17 protein-coding genes, 1 tRNA gene and 1 pseudogene are annotated in these 18,475 nt (G+C 65.7%); 16 read left to right on the plus strand and 3 right to left on the minus strand.

Annotated elements, in window-relative coordinates; genetic code table 11:
* The 4 genes from D2V17_RS04930 to D2V17_RS04945 all read left to right on the plus strand — a co-directional run.
* Positions 1–1,680, plus strand: a 1,680-nt coding sequence (locus D2V17_RS04930) for a hypothetical protein (protein WP_245978544.1), incomplete at its 5' end; no start/stop codon positions are given.
* Positions 1,680–2,573: a tyrosine recombinase gene (locus D2V17_RS04935; RefSeq protein ID WP_119591988.1), complete on the plus strand. Its 894-nt coding sequence runs from the start codon at positions 1,680–1,682 to the stop codon at positions 2,571–2,573. The genes D2V17_RS04930 and D2V17_RS04935, both read left to right, overlap by 1 nt.
* Positions 2,574–2,583: 10 nt before the next feature.
* Positions 2,584–3,537: an acetyl-CoA carboxylase carboxyltransferase subunit alpha gene (locus D2V17_RS04940; RefSeq protein WP_119591989.1), complete on the plus strand. Its 954-nt coding sequence runs from the start codon at positions 2,584–2,586 to the stop codon at positions 3,535–3,537.
* A gap of 127 nt (positions 3,538–3,664) precedes the next feature.
* A complete protein-coding gene (locus tag D2V17_RS04945) occupies positions 3,665–5,164 on the plus strand; it encodes a M48 family metalloprotease (RefSeq protein ID WP_119591990.1) in 1,500 nt (499 codons plus the stop codon).
* A 95-nt stretch (positions 5,165–5,259) separates the two neighbouring features.
* On the opposite strand, the gene D2V17_RS04950 is transcribed toward D2V17_RS04945, so the two are convergent.
* A complete protein-coding gene (locus tag D2V17_RS04950; protein WP_119591991.1) occupies positions 5,260–5,454 on the minus strand; it encodes a Flp family type IVb pilin in 195 nt (64 codons plus the stop codon).
* 94 nt (positions 5,455–5,548) lie between these two features.
* Entirely contained in the window at positions 5,549–5,704 is a 156-nt protein-coding gene (locus tag D2V17_RS04955) for a Flp family type IVb pilin (protein WP_119591992.1), read from the minus strand.
* Between the two features lie 137 nt (positions 5,705–5,841).
* On the opposite strand from D2V17_RS04955, the gene D2V17_RS04960 reads away from it, so the two are divergent.
* From D2V17_RS04960 to D2V17_RS04985, 6 genes are all read left to right on the plus strand, one after another.
* Positions 5,842–6,219 (plus strand): (deoxy)nucleoside triphosphate pyrophosphohydrolase, encoded by a 378-nt coding sequence (locus D2V17_RS04960; RefSeq protein ID WP_281270542.1) that lies wholly within the window; start codon positions 5,842–5,844, stop codon positions 6,217–6,219.
* 47 nt (positions 6,220–6,266) lie between these two features.
* Positions 6,267–6,343, plus strand: a tRNA-Arg gene (locus D2V17_RS04965).
* 121 nt (positions 6,344–6,464) lie between these two features.
* Positions 6,465–6,950, plus strand: a complete 486-nt coding sequence (locus D2V17_RS04970) for a hemerythrin domain-containing protein (protein ID WP_119591994.1) — start codon at positions 6,465–6,467, stop codon at positions 6,948–6,950.
* A 63-nt stretch (positions 6,951–7,013) separates the two neighbouring features.
* Complete coding sequence (locus tag D2V17_RS04975; protein WP_245978546.1) at positions 7,014–8,588, plus strand: phospholipase D-like domain-containing protein; 1,575 nt, start codon at positions 7,014–7,016, stop codon at positions 8,586–8,588.
* The gene (gene folE / locus D2V17_RS04980) at positions 8,588–9,193 is read left to right on the plus strand and encodes a GTP cyclohydrolase I FolE (RefSeq protein ID WP_119591995.1); all 606 of its coding nucleotides are present in this window, start codon (positions 8,588–8,590) and stop codon (positions 9,191–9,193) included. The genes D2V17_RS04975 and folE overlap by 1 nt, the downstream gene beginning before the upstream one ends.
* 43 nt (positions 9,194–9,236) lie before the next feature.
* Positions 9,237–10,529 carry a UDP-N-acetylglucosamine 1-carboxyvinyltransferase gene (locus D2V17_RS04985; RefSeq protein WP_119591996.1) on the plus strand — a complete coding sequence of 431 codons (1,293 nt, stop codon included), beginning with the start codon at positions 9,237–9,239 and terminating at the stop codon, positions 10,527–10,529.
* Positions 10,530–10,607: 78 nt separating this feature from the next.
* On the opposite strand, the gene D2V17_RS04990 is transcribed toward D2V17_RS04985, so the two are convergent.
* Positions 10,608–11,087, minus strand: coding sequence for a peroxiredoxin (locus D2V17_RS04990; RefSeq protein ID WP_119592003.1), 480 nt, complete (start codon positions 11,085–11,087; stop codon positions 10,608–10,610).
* A gap of 196 nt (positions 11,088–11,283) precedes the next feature.
* Between D2V17_RS04990 and ahcY the strand changes: the two genes are divergently transcribed.
* The 6 genes and pseudogenes from ahcY to D2V17_RS05020 all read left to right on the plus strand — a co-directional run.
* Entirely contained in the window at positions 11,284–12,693 is a 1,410-nt protein-coding gene (gene ahcY / locus D2V17_RS04995; RefSeq protein WP_245978548.1) for an adenosylhomocysteinase, read from the plus strand.
* A gap of 89 nt (positions 12,694–12,782) precedes the next feature.
* Complete coding sequence (locus D2V17_RS05000; protein ID WP_119591998.1) at positions 12,783–15,125, plus strand: PAS domain-containing sensor histidine kinase; 2,343 nt, start codon at positions 12,783–12,785, stop codon at positions 15,123–15,125.
* Positions 15,122–15,577: a tRNA (adenosine(37)-N6)-threonylcarbamoyltransferase complex ATPase subunit type 1 TsaE gene (gene tsaE / locus D2V17_RS05005; protein ID WP_191229080.1), complete on the plus strand. Its 456-nt coding sequence runs from the start codon at positions 15,122–15,124 to the stop codon at positions 15,575–15,577. The genes D2V17_RS05000 and tsaE overlap by 4 nt, the downstream gene beginning before the upstream one ends.
* A complete protein-coding gene (locus D2V17_RS05010; protein ID WP_119591999.1) occupies positions 15,574–16,551 on the plus strand; it encodes an aminoglycoside phosphotransferase family protein in 978 nt (325 codons plus the stop codon). Before tsaE ends, D2V17_RS05010 begins: the two co-directional genes overlap by 4 nt.
* Positions 16,548–17,264: a nucleotidyltransferase family protein gene (locus D2V17_RS05015; protein ID WP_119592000.1), complete on the plus strand. Its 717-nt coding sequence runs from the start codon at positions 16,548–16,550 to the stop codon at positions 17,262–17,264. Before D2V17_RS05010 ends, D2V17_RS05015 begins: the two co-directional genes overlap by 4 nt.
* Positions 17,257–18,475, plus strand: a pseudogene (locus D2V17_RS05020) (double-strand break repair protein AddB); the annotation flags it as partial. The gene D2V17_RS05015 and the pseudogene D2V17_RS05020, both read left to right, overlap by 8 nt.

The raw sequence follows: 18,475 nt of genomic DNA on the forward strand, positions 1-18,475 counted from the left end.
TCTCCCGCGCCCGGTGCGGCTGGACCGACCGCCAGCCCGGTGATTCAGCCCCTGCCCGGTGCGGGCGAAGGCACTGCGGCCGTGCGAGGCAGCGGGATCGCCTTGCCCGCCGGTTTCCCCTCGCTTGCCGAGCTGGAAGCGATGGACCCCGACGAGATCGATCAGGTTCTCGGCCTCACGCCCAAGTTCGACATTCCTCCCGGTGCGCGCCGTTCGATGGAAAAGGTTGGCGTGATGTCGAGCGAGGAGGGCGGGTTCCACTCGCGCAGCCTCGCCGGACAGCCCGCTCAGCTGGTGAATGCCGCGCTGACGGCCGCCAAGGGGCCGATGCTGTCGCGCTGGGGGCACATCCTGCTGCGCCGCGTGCTGGCAAGCCGACTCGACGCGCCCGAGGGTATGGACCCGGCGACCTTCGCCGCCATGCGTGCCGCTGCGCTCAATTCGATGGGCGAGGAGACGGTCGCCCGCGCGCTGGTGCAGGATGTCGATGGCTCGAACTATAACCTCGCGCTCGCCGATGCGGCGATGGACAGCTATCTCGCCACCGGTGACATTCTCGGAATGTGCCCGGTCGCCCGGCTTCAGCCGCTGCTGCGCGAGGATGGCGAATGGGAGATGATGCAGGGCCTGTGCCTCGCCTATGACGGGCAGGTGCGCAGCGGTGAACGGCGCTTGCAGAAGGTGCTCGGCACCCAGATGGCCCCGACCATCGACGTGCGGCTTGCCCAGCGTTTTGCCGGAGCTGCGGGCGAGGGGCGCCGCGCCGTCAATATCGAGTGGGACGGGGTGGAAGATCTGAATGCCTGGCGTTTCGGTCTTGCCCGTGCTCTGGGGGCGGACATTCCCGAAAGCCTGCGCAGCCCCGGTCAGCAACCCGATCTCGATCTCGCCGAGGTCCAGATTCCGGCCAGTCCGCTGCTGGACCGGATCAAGGCCGCCAACGTCGCCGCCGCACGCGGCACCTTGTCGTCTGCGGCGATGGTCGATCTTTATTCGCTGCTGTTCGCCAGCGATCTTTATGATGCCGGGGCCAAGGCTCCGGCTCGCCAGCTGCGTGCCGCCTATGCCGCCGCCGATGTCGCTCAGCGGATCGCGGCGATGCGCAATCTGTGGACGGCCAACCCCGGTTATGGCGCCAAGGTGCTGACGGCCTATGCCGCGGCACGGATCGAACCGTCCGACGCTCTGGCTGATGATGCGGGCGATCTGATCGCCTCGATGCTCACCGCCGGGCTCGATCGCAATGCGCTGCGCTGGGGCCAGGTGGTCGACGAAGGCTCGCTGGGCTGGGCGCTGCTCGTCCTCGCGCAGCCCTCGCGCGAATCGGATGTGTCTGCGAGCGCGGTGCAAGACTTTGCCGACGTGAGCGAGCGCAAGGCGGAATTCCTGCTGGCCGGTCTGGCCGGGCTTGGCCGCCTGAGCAATGACGACGCGAGCGATGTTGCCGGTACGCTTGGCACCTCGCTCAATCGCACCGGGGCATGGCGCAGCAAGATCGAACGTGCCGCCGCCACTGGCAATGCCGGGCTGGTCGCGTTGCTCGCCGGGGTCGGTATGCGCGGGGAGAGCTGGGCGGCGATGACACCGCGCCAGCTGTTCACCATCGTGCGAGCGCTCGATCAGGTGGGGCTCTCGGCCGAGGCGCGCATGATCGCCGCCGAGGCGGTTGCGCGCGGCTGATGGCGACGCGCGCTGCCTCCGGCGCGATTGCCGCTTTCCTCGATATGCTCGCCGCCGAGCGCGGCGCGACCCGCAACACGCTCGATGCCTATGGCCGCGACCTGCGTGCCAGCGAGGAGGCAATTGGCGACCTGTGCGCAGCGGGCCGCGAGCAACTCGCCAGGCTGGCCGGACAATGGGCGCATCTGGCGCCGTCGTCGGTGGCGCGGCGGATTTCCGCGCTGCGGCAGTTCTTCGCCTTCGCCGTGGACGAGGGTTGGCGCGACGACGACCCGTCGACCGCGCTGGCCCGCCCGCAAACGCGCCGCCCACTGCCTAAGCTGCTGTCGCATGATGATGTGGCGAAGCTGTTCGCCGTGCTGGAGGAGGAGGCCGAGACCGGCACCCCGGCAGCGATTCGCATGCTGGCGCTGGTCGAGCTGCTCTATGGCTCGGGCCTGCGCGCGAGCGAGCTGGTGTCGCTGCCGCTCTCTGCCGTGCCGCGCGATGCACCGTTCCTCTCGCTGGTGGGCAAGGGCGGGGTGGCGCGTATGGTCCCGGTGTCGAGCCGCGCGCGCATTGCTCTGTCGCGCTGGCTGGAGGTGCGCCCGCAAGGATCGAAGTTCCTGTTCCCCTCGCGCGAGGCCTATCTCAGCCGAATCAGGCTCTATCAGCTGATCAAGGAGCTGGCCGCGCGCGCCGGGCTCGATGCGGACAAGGTCAGCCCGCACGTGCTGCGCCATGCCTTTGCCACCCACCTGCTCGAAGGTGGCGCGGACCTCAGGCTGCTGCAAACGCTGCTCGGCCATGCCGATATTTCGACCACGCAAATTTACACTCATGTCGATGCCGCGCGGCTTGTGGCACTGGTAAACGCACGTCATCCTCTTGCGGGCGACGGACGGGCGAGCTAGCGCGGCTGTCATGGTAGCATACCTCGAATTTGAAAAGCCGGTCGCAGACCTTGAAATCAAGATTGCCGAGCTGCGCGCCGCAGCAGGCGAAGACGGCGACGTCGATATCTCGCGCGAGCTTGAACGGCTTGAAGCGCGCAGCGCCAAGCTGCTGGCCAGCACCTATGCCGGGCTGTCGCCCTGGCAGAAGACGCAGGTGGCCCGGCATCCCGGTCGCCCGCACTTCCGTGACTATGTCAGCCTCGGTTTCGACCACTTCATGCCCTTGGGCGGCGACCGCCTCTATGGCGACGACCGCGCGATCATGGCCGGCCTGGCCACGCTGCGCGGGCGCAAGGTCATGCTGATCGGGCACGAGAAGGGCCACGACACGGTCAGCCGGCTCGAACACAACTTTGGCATGGGCAAGCCCGAAGGCTATCGCAAGGCGATCCGCCTGATGGAAATGGCCGACAAGTTCGGCCTGCCGGTGGTGACCTTGGTTGACACCTCGGGCGCTTTCCCCGGCATCGAGGCCGAAGAACGCGGTCAGGCCGAAGCCATCGCCCGCTCGACCGAGGCCTGCCTTGCGCTCGGCGTGCCGATGGTGGCGGTGATCGTGGGCGAGGGTGGCTCGGGCGGCGCAGTGGCGCTGGCGAGCGCCGAGCGGGTGCTGATGTTCGAACATGCGGTCTATTCGGTGATTTCGCCCGAGGGCTGTGCTTCGATCCTATGGCGCACGGCAGAAAAAGCGCCCGATGCGGCCGAGGCAATGAAGCTCACTGCGCAGGATCTGGCCGAACTGGGCGTGATCGACCGGATCGTGCCCGAGCCGGTCGGCGGTGCGCAGCGCGATCCGGCTGCCGCCGTGGCCACGCTCGCCGATGCCATCGACGCGGAACTCGAAGCGCTGGTGAAGCTCGATTCGGCCACCTTGCGCAGACAGCGCGAGGAGCGCTTCCTCGCGATCGGCCGGAACCTCTGACACTTCAGGCTGTTTGGCTTAGGACGCTTGCGGTGCTGCGGGGTGCAGCCTAGCCAAGCGGTCATCAGGTTAGGGAACTGGCAAGGGCAGCGCGCGCTTCCTCTTGCCGTTTGAGGAGCATCGTCACATGTCGCACCGCGTCCGCGCAGTCCGTTTGTCCACCCGCATCAAGGGCTTGCTCGTGGCGAGCAGTGCCTCCCTGGGTCTCGTCGCCTGCGCCACGGTTCCGGGGGCGAATGTCGCGCCGGGTGCGCCCATCACGCAGGCCGAAGCGCAGCAGGGCGCGCAGTATCACGAACAGTTCGTGGCCGAGTTCGGCGGTGCGATGTCGGGGCCGCAGGCGCGTTACGTTTCGCAGGTGGGCCAGAACATTGCGGTCCAGTCGGGTCTGGCGACCAGCCCGACCGCGTTTAACGTGACGCTGCTCAATTCCTCGGTGAACAACGCCTTCGCGGTGCCCGGCGGCTATGTCTATGCGACGCGCCAGCTGGTCACGCTGATGAACAACGAGGCGGAACTGGCCGCCGTGCTCGGCCACGAGGTCGGTCACGTGGCGGCGCGCCATTCGGCGCGGCGGCAGGCTGCGGCGCAGCGTAACCAGCTCGGCGGGTTGGGGCTGGCGATCCTCAGTCAGGTGCTGCTTGGCAACAGCGCGCTTGGCAACACCATCGCGCAGGGGGCGATGCAGGGCTCGCAGATGCTGACGCTCAGCTATTCGCGCAGTCAGGAAACCGAAGCCGACGCGCTCGGCATCGATTATCTCAATTCGGCAGGTTACGATCCGCACGCCATGGCAACCCTGCTTGCCAGTCTCGCGGCGCAGAACGCGCTCGATGCGCAGTTGCAGGGACGCGCCAATGCGACGATCCCCGAATGGGCGAGCACGCACCCCGATCCGGCCAGCCGTGTGCAGTATGCGATGCAGCTCGCGGGCAACGGCACCGGCGTTGTGAACCGCGACAGCTTCCTCAACAACATCGACGGGCTGATGTACGGCGACGATCCGGCGCAGGGCGTGATCGAAGGCCGCCAGTTTATTCACCCGCAGCTGCGGCTGAGCTTTACCGCGCCTCAGGGCTTTTACATGGTCAACGGCACCAGCGCCGTCAGCATCAACGGCGATGCGGGCAAGGCGCAGATGACGACTGCGGCGTTCTCGAACAATCTTGACAGCTATATCCGCTCGGTGTTCCAGGCGATCGGCGGGCAGAATGCCAATCTGGCCCCGGCTTCGATCCAGCGCACGACGGTCAACGGCCTTCCGGCAGCCTTCGGCATTGCGCGGGTGAACAACGGGCAGCAGCAGGTCGATGTGACCGTGTTCGCCTATGAGTTTGCGCCCAATCAGGCGTTCCACTTCCAGGCGATCACGCCGGCGGGGCAGGCCTCGGTGTTCAACGAGATGTTCAACTCGATGCGCCGCATCAGCACAAGCGAGGCCAATGCCGTGGTGCCGCGCCGGGTCGACGTGGTCACCGCGCAGCGCAGCGATACAGTCGCCACGCTTGCGCGCCGCATGGCCTATCCCGATGCGCAGGAGGCGCGCTTCCGCGTGCTGAACGGGCTTTCGGGCAACGCCACGCTGGTTCCGGGCCAGCAGTACAAGATCGTGGTGCGCTCGAACTGAGGGCGCTGCCCACAAAGAAAAGGGGCGGCAGGTTTCCCCGCCGCCCCGAATTCCTGCTGTGACTGGCTAGTCAAAGCTTGGCTACGCCAATGTTCTTACTTGCTGCCGGTGTCGACAGCGCTGTTGCCCTTGGACATTTCGGTCGTCACCTTGTTGAAGGTCGAGCTGAGCTGGTTGCCCAGAGCGCCCATCGCGGTGATCGCGGCAACGGCGATCAGGGCGGCGATCAGGCCGTATTCGATTGCGGTAGCGCCAGCTTCGTCGCGGGCGAGCTTTTTGAAGAAGGTCATGGTTGTCTCCTGAAATTCGAAGTCTTCGGTACCCGATCCAGCTGGTTTCCCGTCCGGATAAGCGGCATTCTAAGGGTGATTCGTTGACAAAGAGCTAATTCGTGCTCGCTCCCAACACCTTGCCTTTTACATTTTCCCACATGCCCACCGTCATATCGGCGACGCCTTGCAAGGAAGCGACCATGGCGAGCACAATGAGGCTCAGAATCAGGCCGTATTCCACCGCGGTGGCGGCTGTGTCATCGGTCATAACCCGTTTGAAAACTGCACAGATTGCCACGGATATCCCCTGTCGTGGACCAATTTGAACAGACAATGGCAGCAAAGCCCTAAGGAAGAATTATGACGCACCCCTCGGAGGTTATCGCTGCTGCATGGTTGCCGGTGGTGGCGCTGGCGCTGGTCGATGAGGCTGGGCGGCTACTGCTTCAGCAGCGCCCGGTGGGCAAACATCATGGCGGTCTGTGGGAGTTTCCTGGCGGCAAGGTCGATGCCGGCGAATCGCCACGCGAGGCATTGGCGCGTGAAATTTCCGAAGAACTCGGCATCGCGGTGAAACCCGCGGATTGCACCGCCTTGCTGCTTGCGGAAGAGGCGCGGGAGGAACAGCGGCCCGTAGTTCTGATGCTTTATCAAGCCACTCGCTGGCATGGTTCACCAAGGGGCTGCGAGGGGCAGTCCTGGGGCTGGTTCACCCGCGAACAGGCGCTGGACCTGCCGCTTGCCCCGATGGATCGCGATTTCGTGAAAAGAATGTCGATTTAGGGGTTGCCAAGCCGCACCACGCTCCGTATTTGCCCGGCCTCCAGAGCGCACCCGTAGCTCAGCTGGATAGAGTACCTGACTACGAATCAGGTGGTCGGAGGTTCGAATCCTTCCGGGTGCGCCAATTTTCCCAACGACTTGGATTGTCCAGCTGCACCCTTCGGGGTGTACCAGGTCGCGCTTGTGCGGAACGGACCGCCTGTCGCAGTGTTACTCTAGGGAACACCCGATACAGGAAGGCCCTCATGCAACACGACATCTTCGCGCGCCTCAAGCGCGACCACGACAAGCACCGCGACCTGCTCGACAAGATGGGCAAGACCCACGGCGAAAGCGACGAGCGCAAGGCGCTGCTCGAAGAGTTCACCAAGGAAGTGAAGAGCCACGCATCTGCCGAAGAGCAGGCGCTCTACTCCACGATGCTGCGCAAGCCGGACACCACCGACGAGACGCGCCATTCGGTCGCCGAGCACCACGAGATCGAGGAAGCACTCAATGATCTCGCCGCCACCGACATGTCGTCCTCGGCATGGATGGCCAAGTTCAAGCAGCTCGACCATGACTACCGTCACCATATCGACGAGGAAGAGCAGGATCACTTCCCCGACTTCGAGAACTATCTGACCGATGACGACCGCGAGTATATGCAATCGGTCTTCGATCGGCGTAAGGAGGCCGAGAAGACCGATGCCGAGGTGACCCCGGAGAAGGCAGAAGACGCCAAGGAATAGCGCTCCTGTCTCGCCGCAGTCGATGGCGGGGCGAACAGGGGGCCAGCAGGAGCGATGATGCCGATGGCACGCGGAACGGCTGAAGCGCAGAGCCAGCTCAGCGAGTTCGACGACAGTTCGGTGGAGCCGGGTGTCTGGCGCTATGCCAGGGCCCGGCGCGTTCGCGTGGCCGTGGATGGGGAGGAATACTTCGACCTCGTCCAGCAAGCCATGCTGCGCGCGCGTCAGCGCATTTTGCTGATCGGGTGGGATTTCGACACCCGCATTCACCTCACCCGCGGACGCCGCTGGTATCAGCGCCCGTTCGACGGCTCCTATCCGTCGCGGCTCGGCAGCTTCATCCTGTGGCTGAACCGGACCAAGCCGGGGCTTGAGGTGCGCATCCTCAAGTGGAGCTATTCGGTCTTCTCGCTGATGATGCGCGGCACCATGCTGTTCGACCTGATCCGCTGGGCGCGCCATCGGCGGATCGACTTCAAGTTCGATACCGCGCATCCGCTGGGATGCAGCCACCATCAGAAAATCGTCGTCATCGACAAGCAGTTCGCGGTTTGCGGCGGGATCGACATGACCGGTGGCCGCTGGGATACCCGCGCGCACCATACCGACGATCCGGGGCGGAAGCTGCCGCGCGGGACGCACTATGGCCCCTGGCACGATGTCACCATGATGATGGAGGGCGAGGTCGCCGGCGCGCTGGAAGACCTTGGCCGTCAGCGCTGGATCGCCGCCGGGGGCAAGCCGCTAAAGCCGTCCGAGAAATGTGAGGAAAGCGCCTGGCCCGAAGGGCTCGATGCGCATTTCGAAGAGGTCGAGATCGGCATTGCCCGCACGCGGGCCGAGCACGGTGACCTGCCCAAAATCGACGAAATCGAGACGCTGTTCTGCAAGCAGATCCTTGGCGCCAGGCGCTTTATCTACGCAGAGAACCAGTATTTCGCGAGCCGCGCCGTGTGCGAGGCGATTGCCCAGAGGCTGGCTCAGCCAGACCCGCCTGAGATTGTGATCGTGCATCCCAATTCCGCACAGGGCTGGGCCGAGGAGCAGGCGATGAACCCGGCCCGCGCCGAACTGGTGAGCGCATTGGCCGAACTCGACCAGAACCACTGCTTTCACCTTTATGTGCCCTATACCGACGACCGGCCGATCTATGTCCATGCTAAACTGCTGATCATCGATGACGAGGTGCTGCGGATCGGATCGGCCAACTTCAACAACCGCTCGATGGGCCTCGATTCGGAGTGTGACGTGTTCATCGACGCGCGCCGTCCCGGCAATGACCATGCGCGCGAGCCGATCGCGCGTATTCGCCATTCGCTCTTGGCCGAGCATTGCGGGATCGATGAAGAGGCGGTGCCGGGACTGCTCGCGACCTATGGCTCGATGGCGGCGATGATCGCGGGCGTAAACAGTCGCGGCGAGGGCTTGCAACGCCGCCATTTGCGCCCGTTTCATCCCGAACCCATGGACGAGACCAGTCGCGAACTGGCCTTGCGCGAAACGTTGGACCCCGAGGAGCCGGGAGACGTGTTTGCGATACTGCCGGCAAAGAATGGCCTTTTCCGTCCCGGCAGCCTATTGGCAAAGGCGAGAGCCAGGGCACGGGCCCGGCTGAGAAGGATACGCCAGGTCGATTGATGAGTTGCAAGCACGAGGAAGAGACTGTCGGCAACGGTAAGATGCCGGTTCCCGAGGACGTTCAGGAAGCTATCCGCACGCTCATTCGCTGGGCGGGCGACGATCCAACGCGTGAAGGGCTGACCGATACTCCGGCGCGGGTCGCGCGGGCGTGGAAGGAATATTGCCAGGGCTACGAGGAAGATCCGCGCGTTCATCTGTCGCGGGTGTTCCACGAGGTCGGTGGCTATGACGAGATCGTGCTGCTCAAGGACATCCCGTTCCAGAGCCACTGCGAGCATCACATGGCCCCGATCATCGGCAAGGCGGCCATCGCCTATCTGCCGACCGATAAGGTGGTGGGCATCTCCAAGCTGGCGCGCGTGCTGCACGGTTATGCCCGGCGCTTGCAAATTCAGGAGCGGCTGACTGCCGAGGTCGCGCAGTGCATCTGGGAAGAGCTTCATCCCCGCGGCGTGGCCGTGGTGATCGAGGCGAGCCACGCCTGCATGTCGGCACGCGGTGTGCGCACGCAGGGCGTCGGCATGGTGACGAGCCGGGTCATGGGTCTGTTCCGCTCGGACCACCGCAGCCGGGAAGAAGTGCTCAAGCTGATGGGCTATTGAAGCAGCGTTGAGCGTGCTTCGGCAAAGTAAGGACTAAGACAGAATGACGGCATTGCGGGTTCGCGGCGGGCAGAAGCTGAGCGGACGGATCGAGCCTTCGGCCAACAAGAATGCGGTGCTCCCGGTGCTGTGCGCGACGCTGCTGAGCGACGCGCCGATCATGCTGCGCAACGTGCCCGAGATCACCGATGTGACGCGCATCCACGCGTTCTTCTCTGAACTCGGCAGCACGGTGGAGTGGGACAAGGCGGCCAAGACCTTCGCTATCGACCACTCGACCATTTCGTCCAATGCGCGGGCTAGCCTGCCGCAGGCGATGCGCGCCTCGATCATGATGATCCCCGGCCTGCTGGCGCGGCTCGGCGAGGCGCGGCTGGAGCACGAGGTGAAGGGCTGCACGCTCGGCGCGCGCGAGATCGATCCGCATGTCGAGGTGTTCCGCAACTTCGGCGCGGAGGTGTCGTCCGAAGGCCGCCACATCGTGTTCCGCCAGCGCGGCGCGGGCGAGGCGACACGGATGTGGCTCGAATATGCCTCGGTGACCACGACCGAGAACTTCATTATCTCGGCGCTTAACGCCAAGGGCACCAGCCAGATCGTCAATGCGGCCTGCGAGCCGCATGTGCAGGAGCTGTGCGCTTTCCTCGAAAAGATGGGTGCGCGGATCAAGGGCAAGGGCACCTCGATGGTCAGCATCGAGGGCGAGCCGAGCTTCACCAGCGTCGATTACACCTTCGCCGACGACTATCACGAAGTGGCGACCTTCCTCGCTTTGGCGGCAGTGACGGGCGGCGACATCTCGGTGCGCAACGGCTGCCCCGAGCACTTCATGCTGATCGACCGCACGTTCGAGAAATTCGGCGCCCACGTCGAGCACAAGGATGGCTGGTCGCGCATGGAAGCGCCCGAGCGGCTGAGCGTGAAGAACAACTTCACCTCGCACCTCACCGTGAAGGTGGAAGCTGCGCCCTGGCCTTATATTCCGGCCGACCTGCTGCCGATCTTCATCGCGCTCGGCGTCAAGGCCGAGGGGCAGGTGATGTTCTGGAACAAGGTCTACGAAGGCGGGCTGACCTGGCACACGGAGCTGTCGCTGTTCGGCGCGCACACGCTGCTGTGCGACCCGCACCGGTTGATAACCTTCGGCGGCGACAAGCTGGTGCCTGCCACGGTGACCAGCCCCTATATCATCCGCGTCGCCATCGCGATGCTGATGGTGGCGGCGAGCATTGACGGCGAGAGCACGATCCTTGATGCCGACCCAATCCGCCGCGCGCACCCCGATTTCGTGAAAAACATCGATTCGCTCGGGGTCGATGTGGAATGGGACGGCTGATCCGCTCGTCTTGCTTTCGGCCATAAGAAAGGGCGGCGCTCCGGCAGGAACGCCGCCCTTCTTTATTCAGCGCCAGGCTCAGAGCTGGCCGAGCATGTGCTCCGCGCTCGAAACCTTGAACTCGCCGGGGCCTTCGACGTTCAGCTCTTCGACCACGCCATCGTTGACGATCATCGAGAAGCGCTGCGAACGCGTGCCCATGCCATAGCCCGAGAAGTCCGCATCGAGGCCGATCGCCTTGGCGAAGTCGGCGCTGCCGTCGGCGAGCATCGTCACATCGGAGGAGCCGGCGTCCTTGCCCCAGGCGCCCATCACGAAGGCATCGTTGACCGAGACGCAGGCGATCTCGTCGATGCCCTTGGCCTTCAGTTCGGCGGCCTTTTCGACATAGCCGGGCAGGTGCTTGGCCGAGCAGGTCGGGGTGAAGGCACCGGGCACCGCGAACAGCGCCACCTTCTTGCCGGCGAAGAACTCGCTCGACTGCACGGCGTCGGGGCCGTCGGTGGTTGCCTTGACCAGCTTTACGTCGGGGAGTTTCTCGCCTTTGGAAATCGTCATTGCAGGATCCTTGGTTGTGAGGGTCGGGCGAGACATAGGAAGCCCTGCGACGGGTTGCCAGCGATGATTTGCCACTGGTGATCGGCGGAGGCGACAAGGGTTTACCTCGCAGGCTGAGGCTCCTATGGCTCCGCGCACCAATTGTGCCGCGCGGAGCCCCGGCGGCGCTCATCCCTACATCACAGGAGAAGTGCGCGTGGCTGACGCAAAGAACGACTATATTGTTAAAGACATTGCTCTGGCCGACTATGGCCGGGCCGAGATCGCCATTGCCGAAACCGAAATGCCGGGCCTGATGGCCACGCGCGCCGAATTTGGCCCGGCGCAGCCGCTCAAGGGCGCGCGCATCACCGGCTCGCTGCACATGACGATCCAGACCGCCGTGCTGATCGAGACGCTGACCGCGCTCGGCGCCGATGTGCGCTGGGCCACCTGCAACATCTTCTCGACGCAGGACCACGCCGCCGCCGCCATCGCCGCGCAGAACATTCCGGTCTTCGCGGTGAAGGGCGAGAGCCTCGCTGAATACTGGGACTATGTCGGCGAGATTTTCGACTGGGACAAGGACGGCTCGGGCGAGACGGCCAACATCATCCTCGACGACGGCGGCGATGCCACCATGTTCGCGCTGTGGGGCGCGCGTGTCGAAGCGGGCGAAGAGCTGCCCGCGCCGGGCAATGCCGAGGAAATCGAGTTCCAGCGCGCGCTCAAGGCCTTTATCGCGAAGAAGCCGGGCTACCTCACCGAGACCGTGAAGAACCTGCGCGGCGTGTCGGAAGAGACCACCACCGGCGTCCACCGCCTGTACTCGCTGGCCAAGCAGGGCAAGCTGCCGTTCCCGGCCATCAACGTGAACGATAGCGTCACCAAGTCGAAGTTCGACAACCTCTACGGCTGCCGCGAATCGCTGGTCGATGCGATCCGCCGCGCCACCGACGTGATGCTCTCGGGCAAGGTCGCTTGCGTGGCCGGTTATGGCGATGTCGGCAAGGGTTCGGCGCAGTCGCTGCGCAATGGCGGCGCGCGCGTTCTGGTGACGGAAATCGACCCGATCTGCGCTCTGCAGGCAGCGATGGAAGGCTATGAAGTGACCACGATGGAAGACGCGGTGACCCGCGCTGACATCTTCGTCACCACCACCGGCAACGAAGACGTGATCACCGCCGATCACATGAAGGCGATGAAGCCGATGGCGATCGTCTGCAACATCGGCCACTTCGACAGCGAGATCCAGATTTCGGCGCTCTCGAACTACGAGTGGAACGAGCTGAAGCCCGGCACCGACCTCGTCAAGTTCCCCGATGGCAAGGAGATCATCGTGCTCGCCAAGGGCCGTCTGGTGAACCTCGCCTGCGCCACCGGCCACCCCAGCTTCGTGATGAGCTGCTCGTTCACCAACCAGGTGATGGCGCAGATGGAGCTGTGGGAAAAGCACGAGAGCTACGAGAACGACGTCTATGTGCTGCCCAAGCACCTCGACGAGAAGGTCGCCGCGCTGCACCTCGACAAGCTCGGGGTGAAGCTCTCCAAGCTCAGCCAGAAGCAGGCCGACTACATCGGCGTGCCGGTGGAAGGCCCGTTCAAGCCCGAGCACTATCGTTACTGATCGGGCGTTACTGATCGGGCGCTATTGATCGGGGGCTATGCCCCGCAGGCAGCTTGCATCGCGGGGCTGCCGGTCATAGCTGACGGAAGATGGAACTCACCCCTCTTGCCGCGGCTCTGATCGGCCTGCTGCTGGCCGCGTGGACCGGGCTTGCCGCCTGGCTCACGTGGCGAGCCCGTGCGCGGGAACGCTCGGCCCGCGCGGCGCTGGTCAAGTCGCGCCGCCTGACGCGGATGATCGAGGAATCGCCCGCCGTGCCGCTGCTGGTGCGCACCGATGGCCGGATCGAAGGGCCGGACCGGCTTGCCGCATGGCTCGGGCTCGATCACCTGCCCGAATTCCTGTCCGAACTCGATGGCGGCACCGGCGGTCTTGCCCCGCGCGAACTCGACAAGCTGCGCGAGGCGCTGCGCCGCACGCACAAGACGGCGGCGCCGTTTACGCTCGCCCTCCATCCGCATGGATCGAGCCGTAGCCTTGCGGTGAGCGGCAGCCTTGCCGATCCGGCCGTGGCGACCGGCGGCGCGGCGCTGACCTGGTGGTTCGACTTTTCCTCAAGTCAGGTTGAGCTTGAGCGGCTGCGCGAAGATGCTGACCGTGCACGCGCCGATTTCATCGCGCTGATCGGCCTGATCGAGGCAGCGCCGATGCCGATGTGGTTTCGCGGGCCCGACATGCAGCTGCGGCTCGTCAACAGCGCCTATGTCGAGGCGGTCGGTGCAAACGATGCGCACGAGGTGGTCGCACAGCAGATCGAGCTGGTCGAAACGGTCGAGGGCCGGACCGCCGCCGATGTGGCCATGCAAGCGCACACTGAAGACGAGGCGGTGGAGCGGATCGTTCCCGCCACCATCGGCAACCAGCGCCGCTCGCTGCGGGTGTCCGACCTGCCACTGGGCGAGGACGGAGTGGCGGGCTATGCCGTCGATATCGAGGATATGGAGGAGCAGGGCCGCGCCTTCCGCGCCTTCCGCGAGGCGCAGCGCTCGATGCTCGACCAACTCTCCGTGGGCGTGGCGCAGTTCGATCCCGACCGGGTGATCGCCTTCGCCAACCAGCCGTTTGCGCGCATTTTCTCGCTTCCGGCGCCAGCTCTGGCGCGTGGGCTCGACTTCGAGCGTTTCCTCGACATCGCCCGCGACAAGGCACGGCTGCCCGAGGTGCGCGACTTCCCCGAGTGGCGCGGGCAACTGCGCAAGTGGTTCGTCTCCGACAGCGCGGTGGAAGACGCCTGGACCTTGCCCGATAACACGCACCTGCGGCTTGTCGCGCAGCCGATGCCCGATGGCTCGCTGGTGCTGGTGGCGGAGGACCGCACAGAGCAGCTCGCGCTCTCGGCCACGCGTGACACGCTACTGCGTACCCGCACGGCGACCTTCGATTCGCTGTTCGAGGCGCTCGCTGTGTTCGCGCCCAATGGCGAGATCCAGCTGTGGAACCGCACGTTCCCGGCCACCTGGGGCCTCGGCGAGGACTTCTTCGACAAGCACCGGCATGTCGATGCAATGCTCGAACAGCTCGCCACGCGCCTCGCTCGCCCCGGCCAGCGTGCAGCGATTGGCGAGGTGGTGCGCGCCGCCACGCTCGACCGCCAGCGCAAGAGCGGGCGGGTGCTGATGGCCGACGGACGTACGCTCGAATTCGCGGGCGTCCCGCTGCCCGATGGCAACGGCCTGCTGACCGTGCTCGACGTGACCGATTCGACCAAGGCCGAGGCGGCGCTGCGCGAACGCAATGCCGCGCTCGAAGAGGCCGATGCGATGAAGACGCGCTTCCTCGCCAACATGTCTTACGAATTCCGCACCCCGCTCACCTCGATCGGCGGCTTTGCCGAGTTGCTGGCGAGCGGGATCGCGGGCGATCTGAGCGATCAGGCGAAGGACTATGTGAACGCGATCATCACCTCGGTCGAACGGCTTACGCAGCAGATCGAGACCGTGCTCGACCTGACCCAGAGCGAGGCTGGCCTGCTGCCGATGGCGCAGGATGAGATCGGCCTGTTCTCGTTCCTCACCCGCATCGTGCGCGAGCGTGAGGAGGCTATCGAAGCCAAGAACCTCACGCTCGATTTGCGCGGTGACAAGTCCGCGGGGTCGATCACCGGCGATGCGCGGCAACTGGCGCGTGCGGTGGGCAACGTGCTCGACAACGCGATTGCGGCGACGGGCACCAAGGGCCGCGTGCTGGTCGCCTTGCAGCGGCGCAAGTCGGGGGTGCAGATCGTGATTTCTGACAACGGCGCGGGGATGAAGCCTTCCGAACTGGCGCGCGCTCTCGATGGCTATCGGCGGCCCGGCACCGGCGAAGGGAAGGCGGGCAAGCGCGGCCTGGGTCTGCCGCTCGCCCGGCAGCTGATCGAGGCGCACAATGGGCGGCTCGAAATCCAGTCGGAGAAGGGCGTGGGCACCACTGCCACGATCTTCCTGCCATGACCATACAGGTATCGCTCCCCGATCTCCCCGCGATGGCGGCGCTGGGTGAGCGGATCGCGCACCTGCTTCAGCCGGGCGATGTGGTGGCGCTCGAAGGCGATCTCGGCACGGGGAAAACAACGCTGGCGCGCGCGATCATTGCCGCGCTGGGGCACGAGGGCGAGGTGCCGTCGCCCAGCTTCACAATCGTTGAGACATACGATCACCTGTCCCCCCCGCTGGTCCACGCCGATTTCTACCGGCTTGAGCACCCTTCCGAAGCCGACGAGATCGGGCTCGACGATTATCGCGAGGGTGCGGCGTTGATCGCCGAGTGGCCGATGCAGGCGGGCGGCTTCGCCCATGAGCCTGTCTGCCTCGCCATTACGCTCCGGTTTCACGACGAAAACGGGGAAGGTGGCCGCATGGCGATTGTCGAGCCGGGGCAAGCTTGGCTAGGGCGGTGGGGATGACCCAGACTCTCCCGCGCCATATCGACGAGTTCCTGGCGGAATCGGGCTGGGCCGCGCCTCAGGTCGAGCCGCTGCCCGGCGATGCGAGTTTCCGCCGCTATTTTCGCCTTGCCCATGAGGGCAGGGCCGCCCTGTTGATGGACGCGCCGCCGCCGCACGAGGATGTGCGCCCATTCCTCCATGTCGCGCACTGGCTTAACGGGCACGGAATGCGCGCGCCGCAGATCTATGCTCAGTGCGACGAGCGCGGGCTGGTCCTGCTCGAAGACTTCGGGTTTGACCGGATGCGCGACTGGCTCGACGAGCATCCCGCTGACGAGATGAGCGTCTATACCGCCGCCATCGATGCGCTGGTGGCGCTGCACCAGTGCCCGCCCGGCCCCTTTGCGCCCTATGATATGGCGGTCTACTTGCGTGAGGTCGCGCTGCTGCCTGACTGGTTCTGCCCGCAGGCCGGAATAGAGGTCGATGCGGCAGGGTATGAGGCGGCCTGGCGCGAGGTGCTCGAACCCATGCTGGCGCGGCAGGAGCCCGGTGTCACCGTGCTGCGTGACTATCACGCGGAAAATATCATGCTGCTGGCCGACGGCTCGCAAGGGCTGATCGACTTTCAGGATGCGCTGGTTGGCCACCGGGCCTATGACCTCGTCTCGCTGTTGCAGGATGCGCGGCGCGACGTGTCGGAGGAGCTCGAGGCGGCCATGCTCGAACACTATTGCCAGAAGGCCGGGTGCGACGAACATTTCGCCGCCGACTATGCCCGGCTCGGGGCGCAGCGCAACGCCAAGATCGTCGGCATCTTCGCGCGGCTTAATCAGCGCGACGGCAAGCCGCGCTATCTCTCGCTAATCCCGCGCGTGTGGGCCGCGATGGAGCGCGATCTGGCGCATCCGGCGCTGGCCCCGGTCGCGCGCTGGTTCGACGCCAACATTCCCGCAGAAGTGCGCGCCAACAAGGGCAAACTCACCGCATGACCACGCTCGCTTCCGATACCGCCATGGTGCTGGCGGCAGGCATGGGCAAGCGGATGCGTCCGCTCACCGCCTCGATGCCCAAGCCGATGGTGCGGGTGATGGGCAAGCCGCTGATCGACCACGCGCTTGACCGGCTTGCCGATGCGGGCGTGGCCAAGGCCTTGGTCAACGTCCACTACATGCCCGACACGCTCGAAGCGCACTTGGCGGAGCGCAAGGCCCCGGCGATCACCATTTCGGACGAGCGGGCGCAGCTGCTCGAAACGGGCGGCGGGCTGATTAAGGCGCAGGATCAGTTGCCCGACCCGTTCTTCTGCCTGAACTCGGACAACATCTGGCTCGATGGCCCGCGCAACTGCTTTGCCGACCTCTCGGCTCGCTGGGACCCGGAGCAGATGGACGCGCTGCTGCTGGTGGTCGCGCACAAGGGCGCGGTGAACTTCCGTGGGCTCGGCGACTTCCACATGGACGCTGCGGGCCGCCTGCGCCGTCGCCAGAAACCGCGTGTTGCGCCTTTCGTCTTCACCGGCATTCAGCTGGTGGCGAAACGGTTGCTGCGCGATGCGCCCGAGGGCCCGTTCTCGACCAATGTCCTGTGGGACCGCGCGATCGAGGAAGGGCGTTTGTTCGGCCTGCCGTTTACCGGCCAGTGGTTCGAGGTTGGCACCCCGCAGATGATCGCGCCGACCGAAGACGCGCTCAGGAATGTCTGAACGGCCCGGACCGAACGTCTATTCCATCGCCGCGCACCGGGGCTTTGCCGATGCGCTCGTGGCGGGGCTGGTCCCGCGTTATGGCGACGACAGCTTCGGCCTTGCCCGGCTGACCTTGCTGGTCCCCTCGACCCGCGCCGCGCGCACGATCACCGAGGCCTTTGTGCGCCATGCGGGGGAGACGGGCACTAGCGGGCTCTTGTTGCCGCGCATGGTGCAGGTGGGCGATCTCGATCTCGACGAGGCGCTCGGGCCGCTGTTCGATTCGCTTGGTGCGGGCGCGGCGGTGCCCCCGGCGGCGGACCCGGTGCGGCGCACGCTGAAACTCGCGCAACTGATCGGCGAGGTGGAGGGCGACGCCGCTTCGACCGGCGCGGCGCTGATGCGGCTCGCCGCCGAGACCGGGCGGGTGATCGACCGTTTGCTGATCGAGGATATTCAGCCGCAGGATCTGCTCGGCGAGCGGGTGCTCGGCATCCTTGCGGCGAACTCCGACCACTGGCGTAGCAACCTCGCGCTGTTCGCCAAGGTGCAACTGCTGTGGCGCGACCAGCTCGACCAGCGCGGCGAAATCGACATGTCGGCGCGGCGCAATCTGCTGTTCCGCACCGCGGCCCGCCGCCTGCGCGAGGCTGCGCCCGGGCACCCGATTGTGGCGGCGGGCGTGACCAGCGCCGCGCCTGCGCTCGCGGAAATGCTGCGCACAATCGCGCATCTGCCACAAGGCGCGGTGATCCTTCCCGACTTCGACCTGTCGATGGACGCCGAGGTGTGGGACGAACTGGGCCACGCGGGCGACCCGGCGCTGGAAGAGCCGTTCGGGCGCGACGATGCGATCACTCACCCGCAGTATCATTTGAAGCTGCTGCTGGGGCGAATGGGCATTGCGCGCGAGGAGGTCCGCGCCTGGCACCGGGCCGGTCTCGGCAAGGGCCCGCCCGAGCGCAGCCATGCCATTTCGAGCCTGTTCCTGCCGCCGCTCGCAAGCCGCCGCTGGGCCGCGCTTCCGGCGAAGCAGCGGCGTCTGGCGGGGGTGCGGCTGATCGAGGCGGGCAACCCCGAGGAAGAGGCGCAGGCCATCGCCTTGCTGGTGCGCGAGGCTCTTGCCACACCTGAACGGCGCGTCGCGGTGGTGACGCCCGACCGGGGGCTGGCCGCGCGGGTGTCGCAGCATTTGCGGCGCTGGAACGTGCGGGCGGACGATTCCGCCG

The organism is Aurantiacibacter xanthus (genome assembly GCF_003584015.1).
Lineage (GTDB): Bacteria > Pseudomonadota > Alphaproteobacteria > Sphingomonadales > Sphingomonadaceae > Alteraurantiacibacter > Alteraurantiacibacter xanthus.